This is a genomic window from Psychrobacillus sp. OK032 (assembly GCF_900111345.1).
GTDB lineage: Bacteria > Bacillota > Bacilli > Bacillales_A > Planococcaceae > Psychrobacillus.
In genome coordinates this window covers 205,907-224,970 of record NZ_FOGY01000003.1, presented here as the reverse complement: position 1 = coordinate 224,970, position 19,064 = coordinate 205,907, and the positions used below count along the sequence as shown (strand labels likewise).

The following is a 19,064-nucleotide window of genomic DNA, read 5'->3' as shown; positions in this document are numbered from 1 at the left end:
TATCAATAGTAAAAGCAATATTAAATATGGGGGTTTCAAGAATGGTCCGCCTTTACACTGAGGATTTATCTATTGGCTACGGCGAGCGTTTAATCGTAAAAGAATTGTCCGTACAAATTCCAGATCAACAAATTACGACGATTATTGGACCAAACGGGTGTGGAAAGTCTACCCTTTTAAAAGCTATTACACGCATCATCTCTCATCAGTCTGGCTCGGTCGTATTAGATGGAAAAAGTGTTACAAAAGAAAATACGAAACAACTCGCAAAAAAAATGGCGATTTTACCACAAACACCAGAAAGTGCCGTGGGTCTCACAGTCGGAGAACTTGTTTCCTATGGAAGATTTCCTTATCAAACAGGATTTGGGCGACTCACGACAAAAGACTACGAAGTGATTGACTGGGCACTTCAAGTTACTGGAACGCATGAATTCAAATACTTTCCAGTAGATGCACTCTCTGGAGGACAGCGCCAGCGTGTTTGGATTGCAATGGCGCTAGCCCAAGAAACGGAAATTATTTTTTTAGATGAACCTACTACCTATTTAGATATGGCCCATCAACTAGAAGTGCTAGAACTACTGCAAAAACTCAACAAAGAAGAAAAACGTACGATTGTCATGGTATTACATGATCTCAATCAAGCTGCACGCTTTGCAGACAATATTATCGCCTTAAAAGACGGTCAAATTGTGAAAGCTGGTAGTTGCGAGAAAGTCATTACTAAAAAAGTGTTGCAAGATGTGTTCCAAATAGATGCAGAAATTGGAATGGATCCAAGAACAAATAAACCAATGTGCATTACATACAATTTACTAAAGGGAGAATAACTATGAAAAAACTACTAGTATTTACTTTACTGTTATTTGTACTAATTTTAGGGGCATGTAATAACGAGTCTAGCGCCAAAAAAACAAATGACGAAATAGAAGAATCAACCACTGTTACCTATCAATCAGAAGAAGGTCCAATTGAAGTACCCGCTGACCCACAACGTGTAGTTGTAGTATCCGGTTTTGCAGGTAACGTTGCTGCACTTGGTGTTAATTTAGTTGGAGTAGATTCGTGGTCAAAGCAAAACCCACTATATGATAGTTTTTTAAAAGATGTGGAAGAAGTATCTGAAGAAAACTTAGAGAAAATTATCGAGTTAAACCCTGATTTAATTATTGGTTTTTCTACAGTACAAAATTTAGACAAGTTAAAAGAAATTGCACCGACAGTAACATTTACTTACGGTAAGGTAGATTATTTAACACAACATTTGGAAATTGGTAAATTACTAAATAAAGAACAAGAAGCACAAGATTGGATTAATGACTTTAAAGAACGTACGGAGGCTGCCGGAGAAGAAATTAAAGCTGCTATAGGCGAAGACGCTACTGTATCAGTAATTGAAAACTTTAATAAACAACTATACGTATATGGAAATAACTGGGGTCGAGGGACAGAAGTTCTTTATCAAGCAATGGGATTAAAAATGCCTAAAAAAGTAGAAGAAATGGCTTTAGAGCCTGGCTATTATGCATTGTCTTTAGAAGTACTTCCTGAATTTGCAGGAGACTATGTAATCTTTAGTAAATCAGCTGATACAGATAACTCATTCCAAGAGACAGAGACTTATAAAAATATTCCTGCTGTAAAAAATAATCGCGTTTTTGAAGCAAAAATGGAAGAATTTTATAATAATGATCCAATTGCATTAGATAATCAACTAGAATTCTTCAAAGAACACTTTTTAAACGAGAAATAATGGTCGAGGAGGAATTCGGAGTGTTGGATTCCTCCCTTCTTTATTATAGAAAGGATACGAATGATGAAATCTTCTATTCGTTTTAGTATAAAATTCATGATTGGATTATCTATACTCTTTGCTATGTTTATCGTTGCGATGGGTTTTGGCGCAGCAGAGACCTCTATTCAAGATGTATGGAATGCATTATTTTCTAATTTGAAGAGTGATAAGATAAATATACTTCGTGAAATTCGTTTTCCTAGAGAAGTAGGAGCAGTCGTTGTAGGTGCTGCACTTGCTGTTTCAGGGGCTATTATGCAAGGTATTACAAGAAATCCTCTTGCGGATCCTGGACTACTAGGACTTACTTCTGGCGCGAATGCTGCATTAGCGGTAACACTAGCAATTCTTCCTGCTACAAACTATTTAGGGATTACAATAGCTTGCTTTATTGGGGCGGCAATAGGGGCCATTATGGTATTTAGTATTGGTACTCTAAAAAAAGGTGGGTTTTCTCCTTTACGGATTGTACTTGCGGGGGCTGCAGTTTCTGCGTTTTTGTATGCAATCGCAGAAGGTGTCGGGATTTATTTCAAAATTTCAAAAGATGTTTCCATGTGGACTGCTGGAGGTCTCATTGGGACAAATTGGCTGCAATTGAACATTATTATTCCTTTTGTTTGTGTTGGTATTTTAGTAGCACTATTACTTTCCCGACATCTAACTATTTTAAGTTTAAATGAAGAAGTGGCTGTAGGATTAGGTCAGAAAACCGGTCAAGTAAAAACAATTCTATTTATTGTTATTATCTTACTCGCTGGTGCTTCAGTGGCACTTGTAGGAAATATGGCGTTTATTGGGTTAATGGTTCCCCATATTGTTCGAGCTATTGTTGGAACTGATTATCGCGCTATCATTCCTATGTCGGTCATAGCCGGAGCTATTCTTATGCTAGTTGCTGACACGCTTGGAAGAACGATTAACATTCCTTATGAGACACCAGTTGCAGCAATTATTGCGATTATGGGACTGCCTTTCTTTCTACTCGTTGTTCGTAAAGGAGGAGTCGCATTCCAATGATTCCAAAAGAGGTCATCAAAAAACAAAGAGTATTTGTTGTCATTTTATCTATTCTAATACTGACTAGCGCTATTATTAGTGCTGGTATCGGTTACTCCTCTTTATCATTTGACCGTTTGTTACCTACCCTATTTGGACATGGTACATTCAAAGAAGAATTTGTTTTATTTTCAATTCGTTTACCCCGAATTGTTATTACATTACTTGCTGGTATGGCACTAGCATTATCAGGTGCTATTTTACAAGGTATTACACGTAATGATTTGGCGGACCCAGGTATTATCGGTATAAATTCTGGAGCAGGAGTAGCAATTTCTTTGTTCTTCTTATATTCTCCTATTGAACCTGATTCTTTTGTATACATGCTTCCTTTCATGGCATTTATCGGAGCTTTACTTACAGCATTTTTTATTTACATACTGTCCTACAATCGAAAAGTAGGTTTACAGCCTGTTCGATTAGTGCTTGTAGGTATAGGATTTTCAATGGCTTTATCTGGACTAATGATTGTCATTATTTCATCAGCTGAACGTGAAAAAGTTGATTTCATTGCCAAGTGGTTAGCCGGTAATATTTGGGGTTCTGATTGGCCATTTATTTTTGCATTACTACCGTGGTTAATGGTTCTTATCCCATTTACTTTATATAAAGCGAATAAGCTAAATATACTTGGCTTAAGTCAACCAGTGGCGATTGGAGTTGGTGTGTCCCTTGAGAAAGAGCGTATTGTTCTCTTACTAGCTGCAGTTGCACTTGCAGCTTCTGCAGTTTCCGTTACAGGAGGTATTGCCTTTATCGGATTGATGGCACCTCATATCGCGAAAGCACTAGTCGGTCCTAGACACCAATTATTTGTCCCTGTTACGATTTTAATCGGCGGTTGGCTTTTACTATTTGCAGATACAATTGGTCGAAATGTAGTAGAGCCAAACGGTATTCCCGCAGGAATAATGGTCGCTTTAATCGGAGCTCCGTATTTTATGTATTTATTGTTGAAGAAATAAATGAAAAAGGGATTGCATTATGGTTTAATATAAGCAATCCCTTTTACTTTACTTATTCAAATAGTTATACATTTCTTGTGGATAATCTGTAAAAATGGCATGTACTCCTACAGCATGAAGCATATCAGCATAAGTCTCTTCATTTACCGTAAAAACACGTAGCTGTTTTCCACTCGCAATAACCTCTTTTCCCATTTTCCGCAATGCAGTTGGAAAAAAGGCATGCAGTGCATCAGCTCCTACTATTTGAGCATATTCATGGGGTGCAACCATCACTTCCATAAATAAAATAGCCGTTTCAATATGTGGAGCTTGTTTTTTTACATTTTGAATCATTTCATGATTGAAAGAAGAAATAACGACTCTGTCTTCTAATCGATACTGTTTTAACATCTCTAATACTTTCTGTTCCATCCCTACATATGGAAAAACATCTGATTTCAATTCGATATTTATATGGTGATGTGTATCTTTAAATACATATAACACTTCTCTTAGCGTAGGCACTTTTTCACCTTTGAAGTTATTTGAAAACCATATGCCAAAATCGTAGTTCTGTATTTCTTTAAGTGTCATATCCTTTATGAAGCCACTACCATTCGAAGTGCGATTAATAGATTCATCATGAATGACAACAAGTTCCCCATCTTTTGTCATATGTACGTCGAACTCTACACCGTGTATTGGTAATCTTGCCGCCGCTTTAAATGCAGCTATAGTATTTTCCGGAAATGTCCCTGAGCAACCTCTATGCGCATAAATTTTCATGAAAATAGCCCCCTTTTTTCAAATGATATGAAAGTACAAACTTTTTTACTCAGTGTCAATCTAGCTCCAGCGCCTTGCTCCTGCGCACAGCTCGTCGCAGAAGAACGTTGTCCCTCGGGGTCAAATGTGAAAAAGCTGCTCCTGCGCAAGCTCGTCGCAAACAAAATCGCTTGTGGTGGCTGAGGAGCTGCCTCCTGGGCCCGCACGATGCGGGTCATGTCTGCTTTGCCACAGGATGTGGCGCACTTTGCAGACCTACCCCATCCCCATTTGCCTGTCGGAGGCCTGCACGAAGCAGGTCATACAGTCGTTGCGAAATGTTTTTTTATTTTGCGACGAGCTTTGCGCAGGAGCACCACGATGTCGCGAATTTAGACTGTATTCCTCTAAAATAGGCACTTCCGCTTTTCTAGTTCATTATACTTTTTTCCAAACCGAAAACGCCATCTCCCACTAAAGAGATGACGTATGTCTATTTACTTCCTAGGCGGAAGTGGAATGTATTTATGTCGCGGGGGTCTAGCTTTTTTCATAATGAACCATTGTAAGCTTGTATGTACTTTCTTTCTAATAGAACTAAATTGTAAAGTATTCAACCGGTTATTCGAAACTTTCATAGTCACATTGCGTTTATTCAAACCCAATAAGTATCTCTCCTTTTCGATTGAACGATCTCTTCACCATTCATCCTATAGAAAGTTTATGTAGCCCATGTTGAAATTATGTTAGGAGATTGTAAAAAGGTTGTCTCAAATCCTCTTATTTTCTGCTTTTCCATAACAATTGCTTTTTGGAGATTTGTTACGTTGGCATACTAGTCACTATGGTGTTTGTCTGTATATTTTAAAAAAGGCGACCCAAATCAGATCACCTTTTTTTATAGAAATGCGTATGATGAATCGTCTCAAAACCAGCTTTTTTATAAACGGATAATGCCTTTTCATTATCTGTTTCTACATCTAAATAAATACTTTCTTTGCCTAATCGTTTCGCTTCGTTTTTCGCCCATATTAAAATGGAAGTAGCGACACCTTTGCCACGTGCTAGCTCATGTACTCCAAGTCCAGTAACCCACAACTTGTCAGGATCCTCGACGATGGCAAAAGTACCTACCACTTTGTTTTCTAATGTCGCAATCAAAAGCTGGCGATGTGGCGTTTGTGTATTAAATGCAATAAGACTACTTGCTTCTTCTAGCGTATCACCAAAGGCACTTATTAAAACTTCTATTACCTCAGACTCTTGAGTGGTGTATGGAATGATGTTGATTTCACCATGCACACCTGTTTCTACTGCCTTTGCCACCATAGTTCTCTCTGAGAAGTCATATACATAGCCAATTTTCTTCAACCATTCTAGTCCCTCTTGCGAATCCTCTGGTACTAAAGCTAGATCGAATGTTGCTCCTCGAAGTGTTAGGTTTCTATCTAACTCCGCTACAAGCCCCGTTCCAATTCCTTTTCTGCGTATCGAAGGTGAAACAACCGCGCTCCACTCGAAGTCCCCCGTTTCCAGTCGGTCTATTGATGATAACACGCCCATTAATTTATCCGATTCATCATCATATGCTAATACACAAAAACCTTTTATAGGATCAGTTAACTCATCAACGCTTAAAAGCGACCTATAATTGACTGTATCTTCTTGAAGTAAATCCTTTATTTCTTGCATCGTATCACCATCTAACGGAATAGATACCGTCATCATAAAAATATCCATAAAACCCTCCTTAAATTCTCGTATCCGTTAGCATATTATAATACCGCCCTCTTCTTTGTAGCAACTCTTCTTGCTGTCCCGATTCTACTAACTTTCCGTTCTCCATTACAAAAATAAGATCTGCCTTACGCACCGTATTCAAACGGTGGGCAATAACGAAACTCGTTCTACCTGCCATTAGACGTTCCAGTGCTTCTTGTATTTTCAGTTCAGTAACCGTATCAATACTTGATGTAGCTTCGTCTAATAGTAGGATTGCAGGGTCTGCAACAAGGGCTCTTGCAATGGATAATAATTGCTTTTGTCCTTGGCTAATCTCCCCGCCATCTGCCGTTAAAATAGTATCATATCCATTTGTTAACTTAGTAATAAATTCATGCGCATTTGCCTCTTTAGCTGCTTTTATAACTTCCTCATCTGTTGCATTTAATTTGCCGTACCGAATATTTTCCAGAACGGTCATTTCAAAAAGAAATGGATCTTGAAGTACAAATGCCGTTTGACTCCGCAATGTATGCCTTGGCAAGTTATCCATCTTAATTCCGTCTATTAATATCCTTCCGTCATCTACTTCATAAAATCGAGCAAGAAGCTGCATGATGGTCGTTTTCCCTGCACCAGTAGCCCCTACTAAAGCAGCTGTCTTTCCAGCCTCTACATGAAATGAAACATGTTCAATCGTTGGGTTTTCATCATTTTTATCGTACCAAAATGTAACATCCTCAAATGTTACATTTCCTTTCAATTGATAATCTTGATGGTCGCTTGCTGCATCTACTTCCTCCGGTTCATCTATAATTGCAAACACACGCTCCGCCCCCGCAATTGCCGATAATACGGTATTAAACTGGTTCGCCAGATCATTTAATGGACGCGTAAACTGACGGGCATATTCGGTGAAAATAACGATTTCTCCAATGGTTATATGCCCATAAAATGCAAGGATTCCTCCAGCTGCTGCTACAAATGTAAAACTTATGTTATTTAGAAAATTCATCACTTTAGGGATAAATCCTGAATAAGTCAGTGCCCAAAATCCAGTTCTTTTTAACCGCTCACTTTTCACTGCAAATTCCTCTAGCATGCGGTTTTCTTGGGAAAATGCTTTAACAATTCGTTGACCAGAAACGGTCTCTTCAATCATACCATTTAGTTCTCCAAGTGCTTTTTGCTGCTCTTTAAATAATTTGGATGTACGTCTCGTTATCCAGCGCATTGCAATAAACATAAAAGGCACAATTATCAGCGTGATGACAGTCATAAGTGGACTAAGTAGAAGCATGACAACCGTTGTTCCGACTAAAGTTAACACACTTGAAAATACTTGTATAAAAGATGAATTCAACGTTTGACTGACGTTTTCTATATCATTCGTCACCCGACTCATCAATTCCCCGTGTTGACGTTTATCAAAAAATGACACAGGTAGTTTTTGTAAATGATCAAATAATCCCATTCTTAGTCTATAAATCGTTTGCTGGGCAATCCCAACCATCCAATAACTTTGTAAATACATCGTTATAGATAGGAACACATAGACAATGATTAATAGTCCAATCATATTCGCAAGTCCTGCAAAAACACTTTTAGCAATATATTTATCAATTATAATACCTATCAAATACGGTCCGAATAAGGCTAATGCAGAACTAGCTATTACCAATAAAAGCACAACAATTAATAAAAAACGTTGCTCATCTACAAGCTTCCAAATTCGATGGAGAACCCCTTTCCAATCAGACGGCTTCTCTACCTTTTTCTTATTATCTTTCTTCAAATCTTCCTTGGTCACTATCGGTTCATATCCAAAAGGTTTACGAATGAAGTTCATCATGTCCGCCGCCCTCCTGCTGTGATTCTGCAATTTCTCTATATAAAGAGGAACTTTCCATCAGCTGTTCATGCGTTCCATATGCCGAAACTTTTCCTTCTTCTAATAAAAGAATTTTATCCGCACCTTTTGCTGTTCTAATTTTTTGCGTAATGACGAGCATCGTTGCATTTTCTTTTTCTAAAGCTTCCCATAGTGCGTTTTCAGTCGAGACATCTAAGGCACTTGTACTATCATCCAATAGAAGAATTTCTGGTTTTCGTACTAATGCACGTGCAATGGACAATCTTTGTTTTTGGCCGCCGGATAAATTAACTCCTTTTTGACCCACTCTTGTATCATATTGTTCTGGAAATTGCTCTATCGAATGATGGATTTGCGCTTGAATCGCTGCTTCTTTAAGTGATTCCTCTGTAGCAGTCGAATCTCCCCATCCTAAGTTTTCTTCAATACTTCCTGTGAAAAGAATGGACTGTTGCGGAACAAGTCCAATTGTCTGTCTTAGCTCTTTTAGTGGCCACTCTTTTACTTCTACCCCATCGATCCATATTTCCCCTTCTGTCGCATCAAAAAAGCGTGGGATTAAGTTTAACAGCGTCGATTTTCCCGAACCTGTAGCTCCCATAATCGCAAGCTTTGCACCCGATTTTACAGAAAATGAAACATCCTTTAGCACAGGTATATCAGTCGATGGATAATGAAAGGAAACGTGCTGAAACTCAATTTCTCCTACTATAGAAACGGAGTCTAAAGGATCCTTGCTTATTTCTTCTATTCCTTCCTCTACAACCAAAACCTCTTCCATCCGTTCGGCCGATGCTTTTGCTCTTGAGAAAAATATGATAATAAAAGAAAACATAGAAAATGCACCCGTCATACGCATTGCATAGTTAACAATCGCAACAAGATCCCCCATCTTTGTGTCCCCTGTTTGTATTTCCTTTGCTCCAAACCAAAGTACCGCCATTAAACTCACGTTCATAACAAATAAAAGGACAGGTAAAATGAGCTCCATTATACGAAAAGCACTCACATTATCTATTTTTAATGTATTTGCAACGGATGCAAAGCGGGTCGATTCAAAGCTACCACGTAAATATGCCTTTATAAGACGAACGGCTTGCAGATTTTCTTGCACTTTACGAGTCACTTGGTCTACACTTCTTTGTACTTTCCCAAATAGTTTAAGCCCTTTTCTGCTCATAAGAAACAGAAATATGACTAAAATTGGTGCTCCCATTACTAGAAACATAGCTAGATAAGCATGAACAAAAAAGGACATAATAATGCTTCCAACTACTAATAGTGGTGCTCGAAGCATTATACGAAGTCCCATGAATATTAAGTTTTGGGTTATCGTCACATCGTTTGTTAACCGTGTTATTAGACTTGCAGAGGGAAACTTTAAAAAAGTTGCCACCGTAAATGATTGTACTTTGCTAAATAATGCCTGACGAATCTCATATCCATAGCTTTGCACAATATGAGATGCGATAAATGTATTTATAATTCCCGCTAAAAAAGCAATAGCTGCAATCCCAAGCATAATAATTCCCCAAAAAATAATAGTCTGCTGGTCACCTGCTAGTATTCCATCATCAATAATAGTTGCTATTATCAAAGGTTGCACAAGCTCTACAGAAAGTTCGACTAACATAAGTAGTAACGCAAAAATGACAAGCCACCTATATGGCGATAAATAAGAAAAAATCGTCTTCACAAATCAACACCCCTTGATTCTTCGTTACCCGAATTATTTCTATATACAGTCTATTATGCCATAACACGGTCCCTACATATAGAAGAAGATGGCCTCCATTAGCCATCTTTTCGTTTCCATTTAATTTCACCAGCGATTGAAAGCCATGTGACAAATAAGATCATGACAACTATACCGACATATTGCCAAGCTCCAAAAACTTGTCCTAACCAAATAACCGAAATGACCATAGCGGTTAATGGTTCCATGCTGGACAGAATACTAGTTTCTACTGGGGATATGTACTTCATACTAGTTAAAAAGAGTATAAATGCAATCGTTCCAACAAGAATAATGATCATCGTCATTAAGTTAATTGGGTAATTAGTGAGCTCTCCCCACTCATCCGAACGCCAAATCTGTGAGATGACGGCTAGGACAAAGCCTCCTATTAACATCCCCCAGCCAACGACGATAAGCACTCCCCATTCTTTCATAAGCCTTGCAGGGTACACCGTATAAATGGCAAAAGCAACACCGATTGCTAATCCCCAAACGAGAGCTTCATTACTGATTAATAACTGATCAAATTTGGCGTTTGTTAGTAATAAAAACAATCCAACAAGCGTTCCAATAATACCAATGATCTGATATTTTGGAGGAAACAACCTGCTCTTCCACGAAATATATATCACAATATAAATAGGTCCCAAAAATTGAAGTAAGGTTGCAATAGACGCATTACTTGCCTCGATTGCCGCAACAAATGTGTACTGAACACCGAGCATCCCGAAAACACCAAAAATGACCAATTGCTTTAACCAACTTTGCTCTTTCCAAATAGAAAAAATGGGCTTTCCTCTTATTCTTAAAAATACTAGTAGACAAACTCCCGCTACAATTAAGCGGACTGTAAGAAAAAAAGGAACAGATAAGTTACTTTCTTTTAATATCCACTCCATCATTGGTCCCGATGCTCCCCACAATATCGAACCAATAATAATTAAAATAATGCCCTTCCATCGTTCCATTCTCACATTCCCTCTTTTCCACCCTCACATATACCCATTACTTTATACCCTAATATTATTAATCAATGAATAAATTGCTCTATTTTAATGACTATTTTATGTATATTTTATATAATGAATATAAATTATTTAAAGGGGCCGTTTATATGTATCTTAAAGATGAATTATTAGATTTAAGTAACACTGTTTTTAGTCATTTGCCGTTCCCAACTTTTATGACAAATAGGGACGGTCAAATTATTTGGTGGAGCAGGGAAGCCGAAAAGCAATTCGGATATCATTTAGAAGATTTACAAGGACCAAGAGCACCCTTGTTTAATGAGCACACCTATGGGCATTTAACTGCAAATTGGGAATCAATCCTACATCAAGATGATCCAGTTCGCTTCAGTCCCGTCATCCTTTACTCAAAAGATAGACACCCCATGAAAACATCTATTGTCGCAAAATCGATCCTTCTGAACGATGACTACTATGTTTTCTTCCAAATTGAATCTAATACAATACAAGATACAGAATCATCTTCTTTTGCAGAGCTGCAATTATTAAAAAAAGGATTATCAAAATCATTTATGGTTGCTTATTTAGACCAAGAAGGTTTAATCCTACACGCAAATGAAATGTTTTTAAAAAGAAGCAATTGGACACCAAAACGAATTATCGGAAAGACTTTTTGGCAGTTATTCCCTAATTCCTCTCATCATATTGCCATTGCGGACAAAATTATAGACACTTTGCAAAAAGGACAAATTTTCCAAGATACCGTCGAAAAAATTACCAAAGACGGGGTAAGCTATTGGGTTAATTTAATCGCACTTCCAATTACTAATACGGAGAATAATACACTATACCATTTGTTATTGGAAGAAGAGATTACAGAAAAGAAATTAATACAAACGCGCCTTGAACAAATTGCTTATGTAGATACGGAAACAGGTCTAATGAGTAGGCATCGTTTAGAAGAATTGGTGAATGAATTCATTCAAAACGACAAATACTTTTCCTTTGTTTTCCTAAGTATCGATCAGTTTTATACTTTAAAAGAAATATTCAACGATCAAACAGAATCTCAATTATTAAATGAGTTTACTAAAAGGTTGAAAATCTATTTTGAAGAATCCATTGTTGCTAGAGCTGGAAGAGATGAATTTGCTATTATTACAACATTAGGTGAATGGTACATACAAGGATTTATCCAGTATTTAAAACAAAACCCGATCTATCTAGACAATAAAGTTGTTCCTATTACAGTCAGTGGAGCCATTACTAGATACCCGGAGGATCAACAAACCTATTTGCACTTACTGAAAGCTACTGATACGAAAATCCAAAAAGTGAAATTAGAAGGCGGTGGCATGATTGCCAACCTTTCCCCATCTGACCATCACAAACTTACTCGTCGTGCACAAATAGAAAAACGTTTATTAGAAGCTTTAAATCAACAAGACCTTCATGTTCTATATTTACCACAAAAAGATTTATTAACCAATAAAATTACAGCAGTAGAAGCGCTCGTCCGATGGGATGATGATGTACTTGGAATTGTTTCTCCCGAGGAGTTAATACCTATCGCGGAAGAAACAGGGTTAATTAATAAAATTGGTTCTTTTATGCTGGAAAAGGTTTGTGAACAAGCCGCTATTTGGCAACAAAAAGGGATACCAATTAAAGTAAGCTTTAACTCATCCATTCGGGAATTCCGTGATAAAAACATGGTGAAAACAATTCGCACCATTTTAGATAAGTACAATTGCTCACCGAAGCTATTACAAATTGAATTTACAGAAAAGTTCGCACTCGAGGCGGAAGCTGAAAAGTCGATTATTGGACAAATGCAGACGCTACAGCAAGACGGGGTTGTTTTTGTTTTGGATGATTTCGGAACCGGATATGCGTCGCTTAGGTATTTGCAACTTCTTCCGATTAGCAAATTAAAAATTGATAAATCATTTGTGAGTTCTATTATGCAGCAAGAGAGATTACAAAAGCTTGTCCAAGGTTTAATCCAATTTGGACAATCTTTAGATGTGGATGTTGTGGCGGAAGGTGTAGAAACAGAAGAACAATATGCCTTGTTAAAACAAATGGGCTGCGATTCCGTTCAAGGATACTATATAAGCCGACCAATTCCAGCCGAAGACGTCGAAGCACTTTTAAAATAGAAACAAAAAAACCGTGGAGATAATACTAATCTTCACGGTTTTACTTTGAGTCTTCCTATTACTTTCACCGATAATTGCGTAATAATCTCTGCAAAAACTAAACCCATCGCAATGGAACCCGAGACGATAAGAGCAACGGATCCATAATCCACTGCAACACTATAATCCTTCTCTATCACATTTCGCATTGCATTATAGGCAGATCCCCCTGGAACTAATGGAATAATACCCGCAACGCTGAAAATTATCATTGGCATTTTAAATTTTTTGGCCATCAAATGTGCAACGAAAGCAACCGTGAATGCACCAGCGAATGAGGATTTTGCTGGATCATTACTTAAATCATCCACATAAGAATATACAAGCCAGCCTGTCATACCAACAATTCCACAATAGAAAAGTGACTTTTTCGGCGCATTAAATATAATGCCAAATCCAGCTGCTGCAGCAAAGCTTAATATCCCTTGCATCCAATACGACATAACTACCCCTCCTAAAATGACAACCCTAATGCAACCCCTGCGCCAATGGCAAAAGCAGTAAGAAACGCTTCTGCTCCTTTTGATACACCGGAAACAAAATGACCTGCCATTAAATCACGTACAGCATTCGTAATAAGTAATCCCGGAACAAGTGGCATAACAGAACCGATAATTATTCTATCGATATCATTACCTAATCCCCACGTAACAGAAAAAATGGCGATCAAACAAACACATAGTGCCGCTAAAAATTCCGCAAAAAACTTTACTCTTGTTTTCATTTCTAACAGGATTGAAATAGAAAATCCAACACCTCCAGCTACCAAAGCAGTGGGAACGTCTTTGAATGTACCGCCGTATAACAAAAGAAATGCAGCAGATGCAACCGATGCTGCTCCTATTTGTAACCATAATGGTAGCGTTTTATGTTCTTTTTCAATGCTAACTAACTCTGAATACGCTTCTTGCAGTGTAATTTCTTTGTTAACCAGCTTTCTTGAGACGCTATTTACTAGCGCTATTCTTTCTAAATCCGTTGAACGATTGCTAATCCTGACTAGTTTAGTTGGTAGGCTATTACTTCCCGCAAAAATGATGCCTGTTGGTGTGACAAAACTTTGTGATTTCGTTAGTTGCTGCGAAATTGCCATCCGATCCATTGTATCTTCCGCTCGGTACGTCTCCGCTCCACTTTCCATCATTAATCGACCTGCAAGTAAACAACATTCAACAGCTAATTCGGAGTCTTGCGCCACTCGGAACACCTTCCTTTGTTAAGTGAAATTCAGCTACGATAATCTTATCGGACGTTGGAAATAAATACAATGAAAACTAAAACTTTATTCCCTATTTATCCGTCTAATTTAATATAATAGATAAGTACTAGAAAAGGAGAATCATCACCATGTCCACGCATCCAAGATCAAAAAAAAGGGGACGTTGGATTGATATTACATTTATCATTATTATTCTTGCATTAAGTAGTTTAATGTTTTTTCTTCTGATGCTTTCCAATCCTGCAAAAAAAGAAAAAGAAGTAGTATCGGCTAACCTTCCAACTAATTCGAAAGAACAAATCAATCAAAGCGATTCAGTATATCCAGGAATTCGTATTATTACGGAAACGTCAAACGACGAAAAAACCCCATATGCAATTCAATATCCACAAAGTAATGTTCCAGAATTCAATGACATTGTAAAAGCTTATACAAATAATATGAAAACATTATATTTAAACGAAACAGATTATTTAAATGAGTCGAATATACATCGCAGTGGCGAGTTGAATATTTCTTTTGAAGTTTTTCAACATACAACTGGCTACTATTCATTTGTAATTCATTCATACATGAATAAAAGTGGAACAAACGGTTTAACTGAAACGAGAACATACCGCTTACATAATCAATCTGGCCATATGCTCACTATAAATGACTTGCTTGCAAACAATGAAAAGTCGCTTGTAAAACTTGCTACAAAAGTAAGGGAATACATACTATCTGATAATGAATTGATGCCCTACTTACTTCAAGAACAATTGGAAGAAAAAACAGTGCCCACCTGGGATAACTTTTCTAACTTTTCTCTAAAGAAGGACACGATTGAATTTTATTATGATAACTATGAGATTGCAGCTGTTGCTGCGGGATCTAAGGTTGTTTCTATACCACTAGAGGATATGAACGAGATTATAGCCGACAGTTTTAAGCTTCCAAAGGTGGCTATCCAACCACCCCCAACGACATCGGGGAAGGAAAATGAAATACCTATAGGCGGCATACAAACTAAAGATTCAGTAGTAAATTCATTACCAAAAGTAGTTGCACTTACATTTGATGATGGACCGACTCCTGAATCAACTACATTAATACTCGATACACTAAAGAAGTATAATGCAAAAGCTACGTTTTTTATGCTTGGAAGTCGTGTTTCTTTCTATCCTGAGATTGTAAAAGAAATGCATGAGGCAGGACATGAGTTAGGCAACCATACTTGGAATCACTTAGATTTAACTAAGGCTTCTTCTGAAAAAATTGCTTTAGAGATTAATAATACGAGTGATGCAATCGAACAAGCCACTGGAACTAAACCAACCGTATTTCGCCCGCCGTACGGGGCTGTAAATAATTCAGTCCGTGCTCAAACTTCCCTTCCGGTCGTTTTGTGGGATGTGGATACGCTCGATTGGAAATATCGTAATGCAAATCATTTACTTACGCATGTTAAAAAGCATGTGAAGGGAGGTTCTACTATTTTAATGCATGATATACATATGTCTACGGCAGAGGGACTTGATGCAGTGCTTGCCTACTTGCAAGGAGAAGGATATTCGTTTGTGACTGTATCAGAGTTGAACAGTGACGCCAATTAAATTACTTTTTTCACTAACAAAAGCGCAATAAAAAAAGATAGTTCAACATTTAGGAATAGTGCGTCTTGACATATTATCCGCTAGGATTTCCGCTTCAGGGCGGTCGCTTTCCACGGGGGGAGCGATGAGCCATCGCCGACGCTACCGCGTTCGCCTGCGATGACTCATCTTCTCACCGGAGGAACGAAGGCTAAGTGCGCCACATCGTGTGGCAACGCCTTCGTGACCAACATCCTGTTGGCCTCCGTAGGAGTCGCATCCCTTTCGCTGCAATCCATGAAAATTGCTAACTAATCAGAGTCACTGTATTAAACTCAGTCATATGCAATATTTGCTGAATTAAATTTCCAATAAATGGTCAAACGAGACATTACATGCCATGAACGCGACAAACCACACTTCGAACACGACAAGAACCATCTCGAAAGCGACATGTCGACTGCTGAACGCGACAAACCAATCTAGCGGATGCTTTTTGCCATTGCACGAAGGCTTGCGGTCACTATTCAAGTAATTTGCGCACTATCCCTATATTACGCTCCATTAAAAAGTGGCATGCTTTATTTTACAGTAAAACTAATCTACAATTTATATTCCTAAACCATAAATAAAACTCCAAAAGCATTGTTGGCCTTTGGAGTCTTTTTATATTAATATGTCATTTTACTCAATTGTTCAAACGAGTTTAAATTGTAGCTTTTTATTTCTTTCATGGCAATTGTGTATAAAGAGTCTTCCACATAAATCATTCGCTGGATGCTGCTTTCCCAATCTTCGTATGCTTGTGCAGGATTTTCTGGGTTTAATAAATCTCCTTTTAATACAATTCCATTTTCAGGTGTAATTTCATACACTAATGCACCATCTTGCTTAAACATTGCATATTCTTTCCCTTTTCCATAAATGGAAATAGGAAATCCATATAAACCTTTTTCTTTGTGCTGGAATAATGCATGGTGATCATATTGAATAGGAGAGTAAGTCCCTTGGCCTCCAATTACTTCCGTATCCACTTCTTTCGGATTCGCATAATCACTTACATCGAACAGGGAAACTTTCATCCCTCCCGTCATAATAACTGGTTCTTTACCACCCGATTGAGTATCTACTATTGTTTCATAGCCGAATCCAATTAAATGATTTTCATCTAACGGATGTAGATAATTACTAAACCCTGGAATCTTTAGTTCCCCTAATACTTTTGGTGCGGTTGGTTTTGCTACGTCGATAACAAATAATGGATCCGTTTCTTTGAACGTCACCATATATGCTTTTTCTCCCATAAATCTTGCAGAATAAATTCGTTCATCTTTAGCTAGACCTGTTAACGAGCCTACTGTTTTCATCTTGTCATCAAGTATAAATAAATTATTTTCGGATACTTTGTTTTCATCCCAACTATTTCCTTTTGTTGTTACAGCGCGGAAATAACCGTTATGCTCATCCATCGAAAACTGATTTAATATCGTTCCTGTTAAACGGCTCGATGCAATGAATTTTACAGATGTTTCGTTTAATGCAAACTTAAATACTTCTGTGTCCATTTCCCCAGGATTCCATATCATTTTTTTCGCATTGGAATTATTCTGCTCATAAATAGTAGAAGTTAAGTATAGGCTATCTTTTGACATGTATAATTGCTCACTACCACCAAGATATCCCTTCGTTTTTACTTCATTTTCTGATGGATTGGATACATTGATAGCCGAAATAATACTGTAGTTTCCTTCCATTGAGCTTGGAAGGATCGCGATACTATCATAGCTCATCGGTTTTGCTTCCTCATCGGATTTGGAATCGTAAGTAAATGGGCGTAACTCAGCATCTGCATTCTCTTCCATTGCCCAGAATTTCGGATAGACATTAGTTACATAATACAATGTATTATTTGTTATTCTTGCACCATTCATATATCCTTCTGTGGCAATTTCCCGATTTAGTATTGGTGATGCAGGATTCGATATATCATAGAAATATACAGTTGTCATTGAATCCATTGGCATCATAAGGCTATCCATCGTTTTTGTACTTTCTAGCTCCAGCGTACGAAACACATTCTTCTGACCTATAACTATCAAAGTTTGATCTGAAAGTAATAACTTTGTTGGGTAAAAATCATTTGTAAAAGGGATTGCCGTTTCTTCTTTCATCTGCTTTGGATTTTTTACGTTTACGATGACCACATTATTTTCACTTAGTGAAAATACATGCGTGCCATTTGTTTTTACTGTATCCGCCTCATCAACACCTTCTACTTGGTTATTCGTAGTAGAGTAATCTCCCCCTTGGCCACCGGAGGAATCTTTGGCTTCCATTGTACTTGCAGTTTCTTCTGTTATAGCTGCTCCATTATTTTGTTTCTTTTGGAGTTCTCTTACCTTTTCAAAATAGGCTTTCAATTGCTCTTTTGATTGGACAGTTTGGATTTCATCGCTTTCTTTAAATGGTTGATTAGTTGACATGTTTCGTTGTGCACTTATCTCTGTTTTAGAAAAATAAAATGCACCTGCCATCCCGACTATTAAAACAAAAGCAATAATAGAAATAAGCCATTTTTTCATGTTAATCTTCCTTTCTTATTTCATTGTTAATCCATTAGACTGAAATTTCTACAATTGGTTTCACAATATTTCAATAAAAAATGAAGTACCTTTATGTATTTTTTGTTTTCCACGGCTTCCATCTAATAATAGCTCGCGCAATATAGATATATTGCGTCATAGGGAAGTTACCGTTGGGATTTCCGCTGCAGGGCGGACGCTTTCCGCCGGGTGATCGATAAGCCATCGCCGACGCTTACGCGTTCGCCTGCGATGTCTTATCTGTCTCACTCATCCGGCAGGAGTCGCCGCCCTTCCGCTCCAATCCAAAAGAAATTGCTAACTAATTAGCTCCACTGTTTTTAATTCCAACTTATGTAGTATTTCTTGGAAATAAAATGCGATAAATGAATAAGGGCAATAAGACAGTAGTTGAAAGTAATCAATTCTATTCGGAAAGCAACTAAATTAACACGAGAGCAGACAAATAACTGGTGAAAGCAACCATTTTTATATCTAACAAGTTTATTTGAAGTGAGAAGGCGATGAATACGGGGGTTTATTACAATAAATAGCTGAATGAAACGAACTTTATGCTAATAAATGCTCCCCCTGCCGGAATAGCAGATGTTTTCTGCA

General features: G+C 37.6%; 14 protein-coding genes. 6 read left to right on the top strand and 8 right to left on the bottom strand.

The features are described 5' to 3' along the window. Positions 1-41: 41 nt before the first annotated feature. The 4 genes from BMZ04_RS07985 (at position 42) to BMZ04_RS07970 (ending at position 3,822) form a co-directional block, all read left to right on the top strand. Positions 42-833, top strand: a complete 792-nt coding sequence (locus BMZ04_RS07985) for an ABC transporter ATP-binding protein (RefSeq protein WP_093267633.1) — start codon at positions 42-44, stop codon at positions 831-833. A gap of 2 nt (positions 834-835) precedes the next feature. Then, on the top strand, positions 836-1,756 hold the full coding sequence (locus tag BMZ04_RS07980; protein ID WP_093267628.1) for an iron-hydroxamate ABC transporter substrate-binding protein: 921 nt from the start codon (positions 836-838) through the stop codon (positions 1,754-1,756). A 63-nt stretch (positions 1,757-1,819) separates the two neighbouring features. Then, positions 1,820-2,818: a FecCD family ABC transporter permease gene (locus BMZ04_RS07975; protein ID WP_255367852.1), complete on the top strand. Its 999-nt coding sequence runs from the start codon at positions 1,820-1,822 to the stop codon at positions 2,816-2,818. Then, positions 2,815-3,822, top strand: a complete 1,008-nt coding sequence (locus BMZ04_RS07970; protein WP_093267625.1) for a FecCD family ABC transporter permease — start codon at positions 2,815-2,817, stop codon at positions 3,820-3,822. Before BMZ04_RS07975 ends, BMZ04_RS07970 begins: the two co-directional genes overlap by 4 nt. Positions 3,823-3,870: 48 nt before the next feature. Here the strand turns inward: BMZ04_RS07970 and BMZ04_RS07965 are convergent, their stop codons facing one another. From BMZ04_RS07965 to BMZ04_RS07945, 5 genes are all read right to left on the bottom strand, one after another. Next, a complete protein-coding gene (locus tag BMZ04_RS07965; protein ID WP_093267623.1) occupies positions 3,871-4,590 on the bottom strand; it encodes a glycerophosphodiester phosphodiesterase in 720 nt (239 codons plus the stop codon). A gap of 867 nt (positions 4,591-5,457) precedes the next feature. Next, a complete protein-coding gene (locus tag BMZ04_RS07960) occupies positions 5,458-6,309 on the bottom strand; it encodes a GNAT family N-acetyltransferase (RefSeq protein ID WP_093267621.1) in 852 nt (283 codons plus the stop codon). 10 nt (positions 6,310-6,319) lie between these two features. Next, on the bottom strand, positions 6,320-8,140 hold the full coding sequence (locus tag BMZ04_RS07955; protein ID WP_143128289.1) for an ABC transporter ATP-binding protein: 1,821 nt from the start codon (positions 8,138-8,140) through the stop codon (positions 6,320-6,322). After that, entirely contained in the window at positions 8,124-9,860 is a 1,737-nt protein-coding gene (locus BMZ04_RS07950) for an ABC transporter ATP-binding protein (RefSeq protein WP_093267617.1), read from the bottom strand. The genes BMZ04_RS07955 and BMZ04_RS07950 overlap by 17 nt, the downstream gene beginning before the upstream one ends. Before the next feature lie 98 nt (positions 9,861-9,958). Then, a complete protein-coding gene (locus BMZ04_RS07945) occupies positions 9,959-10,870 on the bottom strand; it encodes a DMT family transporter (protein WP_093267615.1) in 912 nt (303 codons plus the stop codon). A 146-nt stretch (positions 10,871-11,016) separates the two neighbouring features. Here BMZ04_RS07945 and BMZ04_RS07940 point away from each other — a divergent pair, with 146 nt between their 5' ends. After that, complete coding sequence (locus tag BMZ04_RS07940) at positions 11,017-13,032, top strand: EAL domain-containing protein (protein WP_093267613.1); 2,016 nt, start codon at positions 11,017-11,019, stop codon at positions 13,030-13,032. A 32-nt stretch (positions 13,033-13,064) separates the two neighbouring features. Here BMZ04_RS07940 and BMZ04_RS07935 read toward each other — a convergent pair whose 3' ends face one another. Both BMZ04_RS07935 and BMZ04_RS07930 read right to left on the bottom strand, forming a co-directional pair. Next, a complete protein-coding gene (locus BMZ04_RS07935; RefSeq protein ID WP_093267611.1) occupies positions 13,065-13,514 on the bottom strand; it encodes a threonine/serine exporter family protein in 450 nt (149 codons plus the stop codon). 11 nt (positions 13,515-13,525) lie between these two features. Next, complete coding sequence (locus tag BMZ04_RS07930; RefSeq protein WP_255367851.1) at positions 13,526-14,269, bottom strand: threonine/serine exporter family protein; 744 nt, start codon at positions 14,267-14,269, stop codon at positions 13,526-13,528. Between the two features lie 149 nt (positions 14,270-14,418). Between BMZ04_RS07930 and BMZ04_RS07925 the strand changes: the two genes are divergently transcribed. Continuing rightward, entirely contained in the window at positions 14,419-15,885 is a 1,467-nt protein-coding gene (locus BMZ04_RS07925) for a polysaccharide deacetylase family protein (RefSeq protein ID WP_093267609.1), read from the top strand. Between the two features lie 650 nt (positions 15,886-16,535). On the opposite strand, the gene BMZ04_RS07920 is transcribed toward BMZ04_RS07925, so the two are convergent. After that, a complete protein-coding gene (locus tag BMZ04_RS07920; RefSeq protein WP_093267607.1) occupies positions 16,536-18,446 on the bottom strand; it encodes a beta-propeller domain-containing protein in 1,911 nt (636 codons plus the stop codon). Between the last annotated feature and the right edge of the window lie 618 nt (positions 18,447-19,064).

Coding starts and splice junctions, on each gene's coding strand:
- BMZ04_RS07985 (WP_093267633.1), top strand. CDS start 42: ATGGTCCGCCTTTACACTGAGGATTTATCTATTGGCTACGGCGAGCGT.
- BMZ04_RS07980 (WP_093267628.1), top strand. CDS start 836: ATGAAAAAACTACTAGTATTTACTTTACTGTTATTTGTACTAATTTTA.
- BMZ04_RS07975 (WP_255367852.1), top strand. CDS start 1,820: ATGAAATCTTCTATTCGTTTTAGTATAAAATTCATGATTGGATTATCT.
- BMZ04_RS07970 (WP_093267625.1), top strand. CDS start 2,815: ATGATTCCAAAAGAGGTCATCAAAAAACAAAGAGTATTTGTTGTCATT.
- BMZ04_RS07965 (WP_093267623.1), bottom strand. CDS start 4,590: ATGAAAATTTATGCGCATAGAGGTTGCTCAGGGACATTTCCGGAAAAT.
- BMZ04_RS07960 (WP_093267621.1), bottom strand. CDS start 6,309: ATGGATATTTTTATGATGACGGTATCTATTCCGTTAGATGGTGATACG.
- BMZ04_RS07955 (WP_143128289.1), bottom strand. CDS start 8,140: ATGAACTTCATTCGTAAACCTTTTGGATATGAACCGATAGTGACCAAG.
- BMZ04_RS07945 (WP_093267615.1), bottom strand. CDS start 10,870: ATGGAACGATGGAAGGGCATTATTTTAATTATTATTGGTTCGATATTG.
- BMZ04_RS07940 (WP_093267613.1), top strand. CDS start 11,017: ATGTATCTTAAAGATGAATTATTAGATTTAAGTAACACTGTTTTTAGT.
- BMZ04_RS07935 (WP_093267611.1), bottom strand. CDS start 13,514: ATGTCGTATTGGATGCAAGGGATATTAAGCTTTGCTGCAGCAGCTGGA.
- BMZ04_RS07925 (WP_093267609.1), top strand. CDS start 14,419: ATGTCCACGCATCCAAGATCAAAAAAAAGGGGACGTTGGATTGATATT.
- BMZ04_RS07920 (WP_093267607.1), bottom strand. CDS start 18,446: ATGAAAAAATGGCTTATTTCTATTATTGCTTTTGTTTTAATAGTCGGG.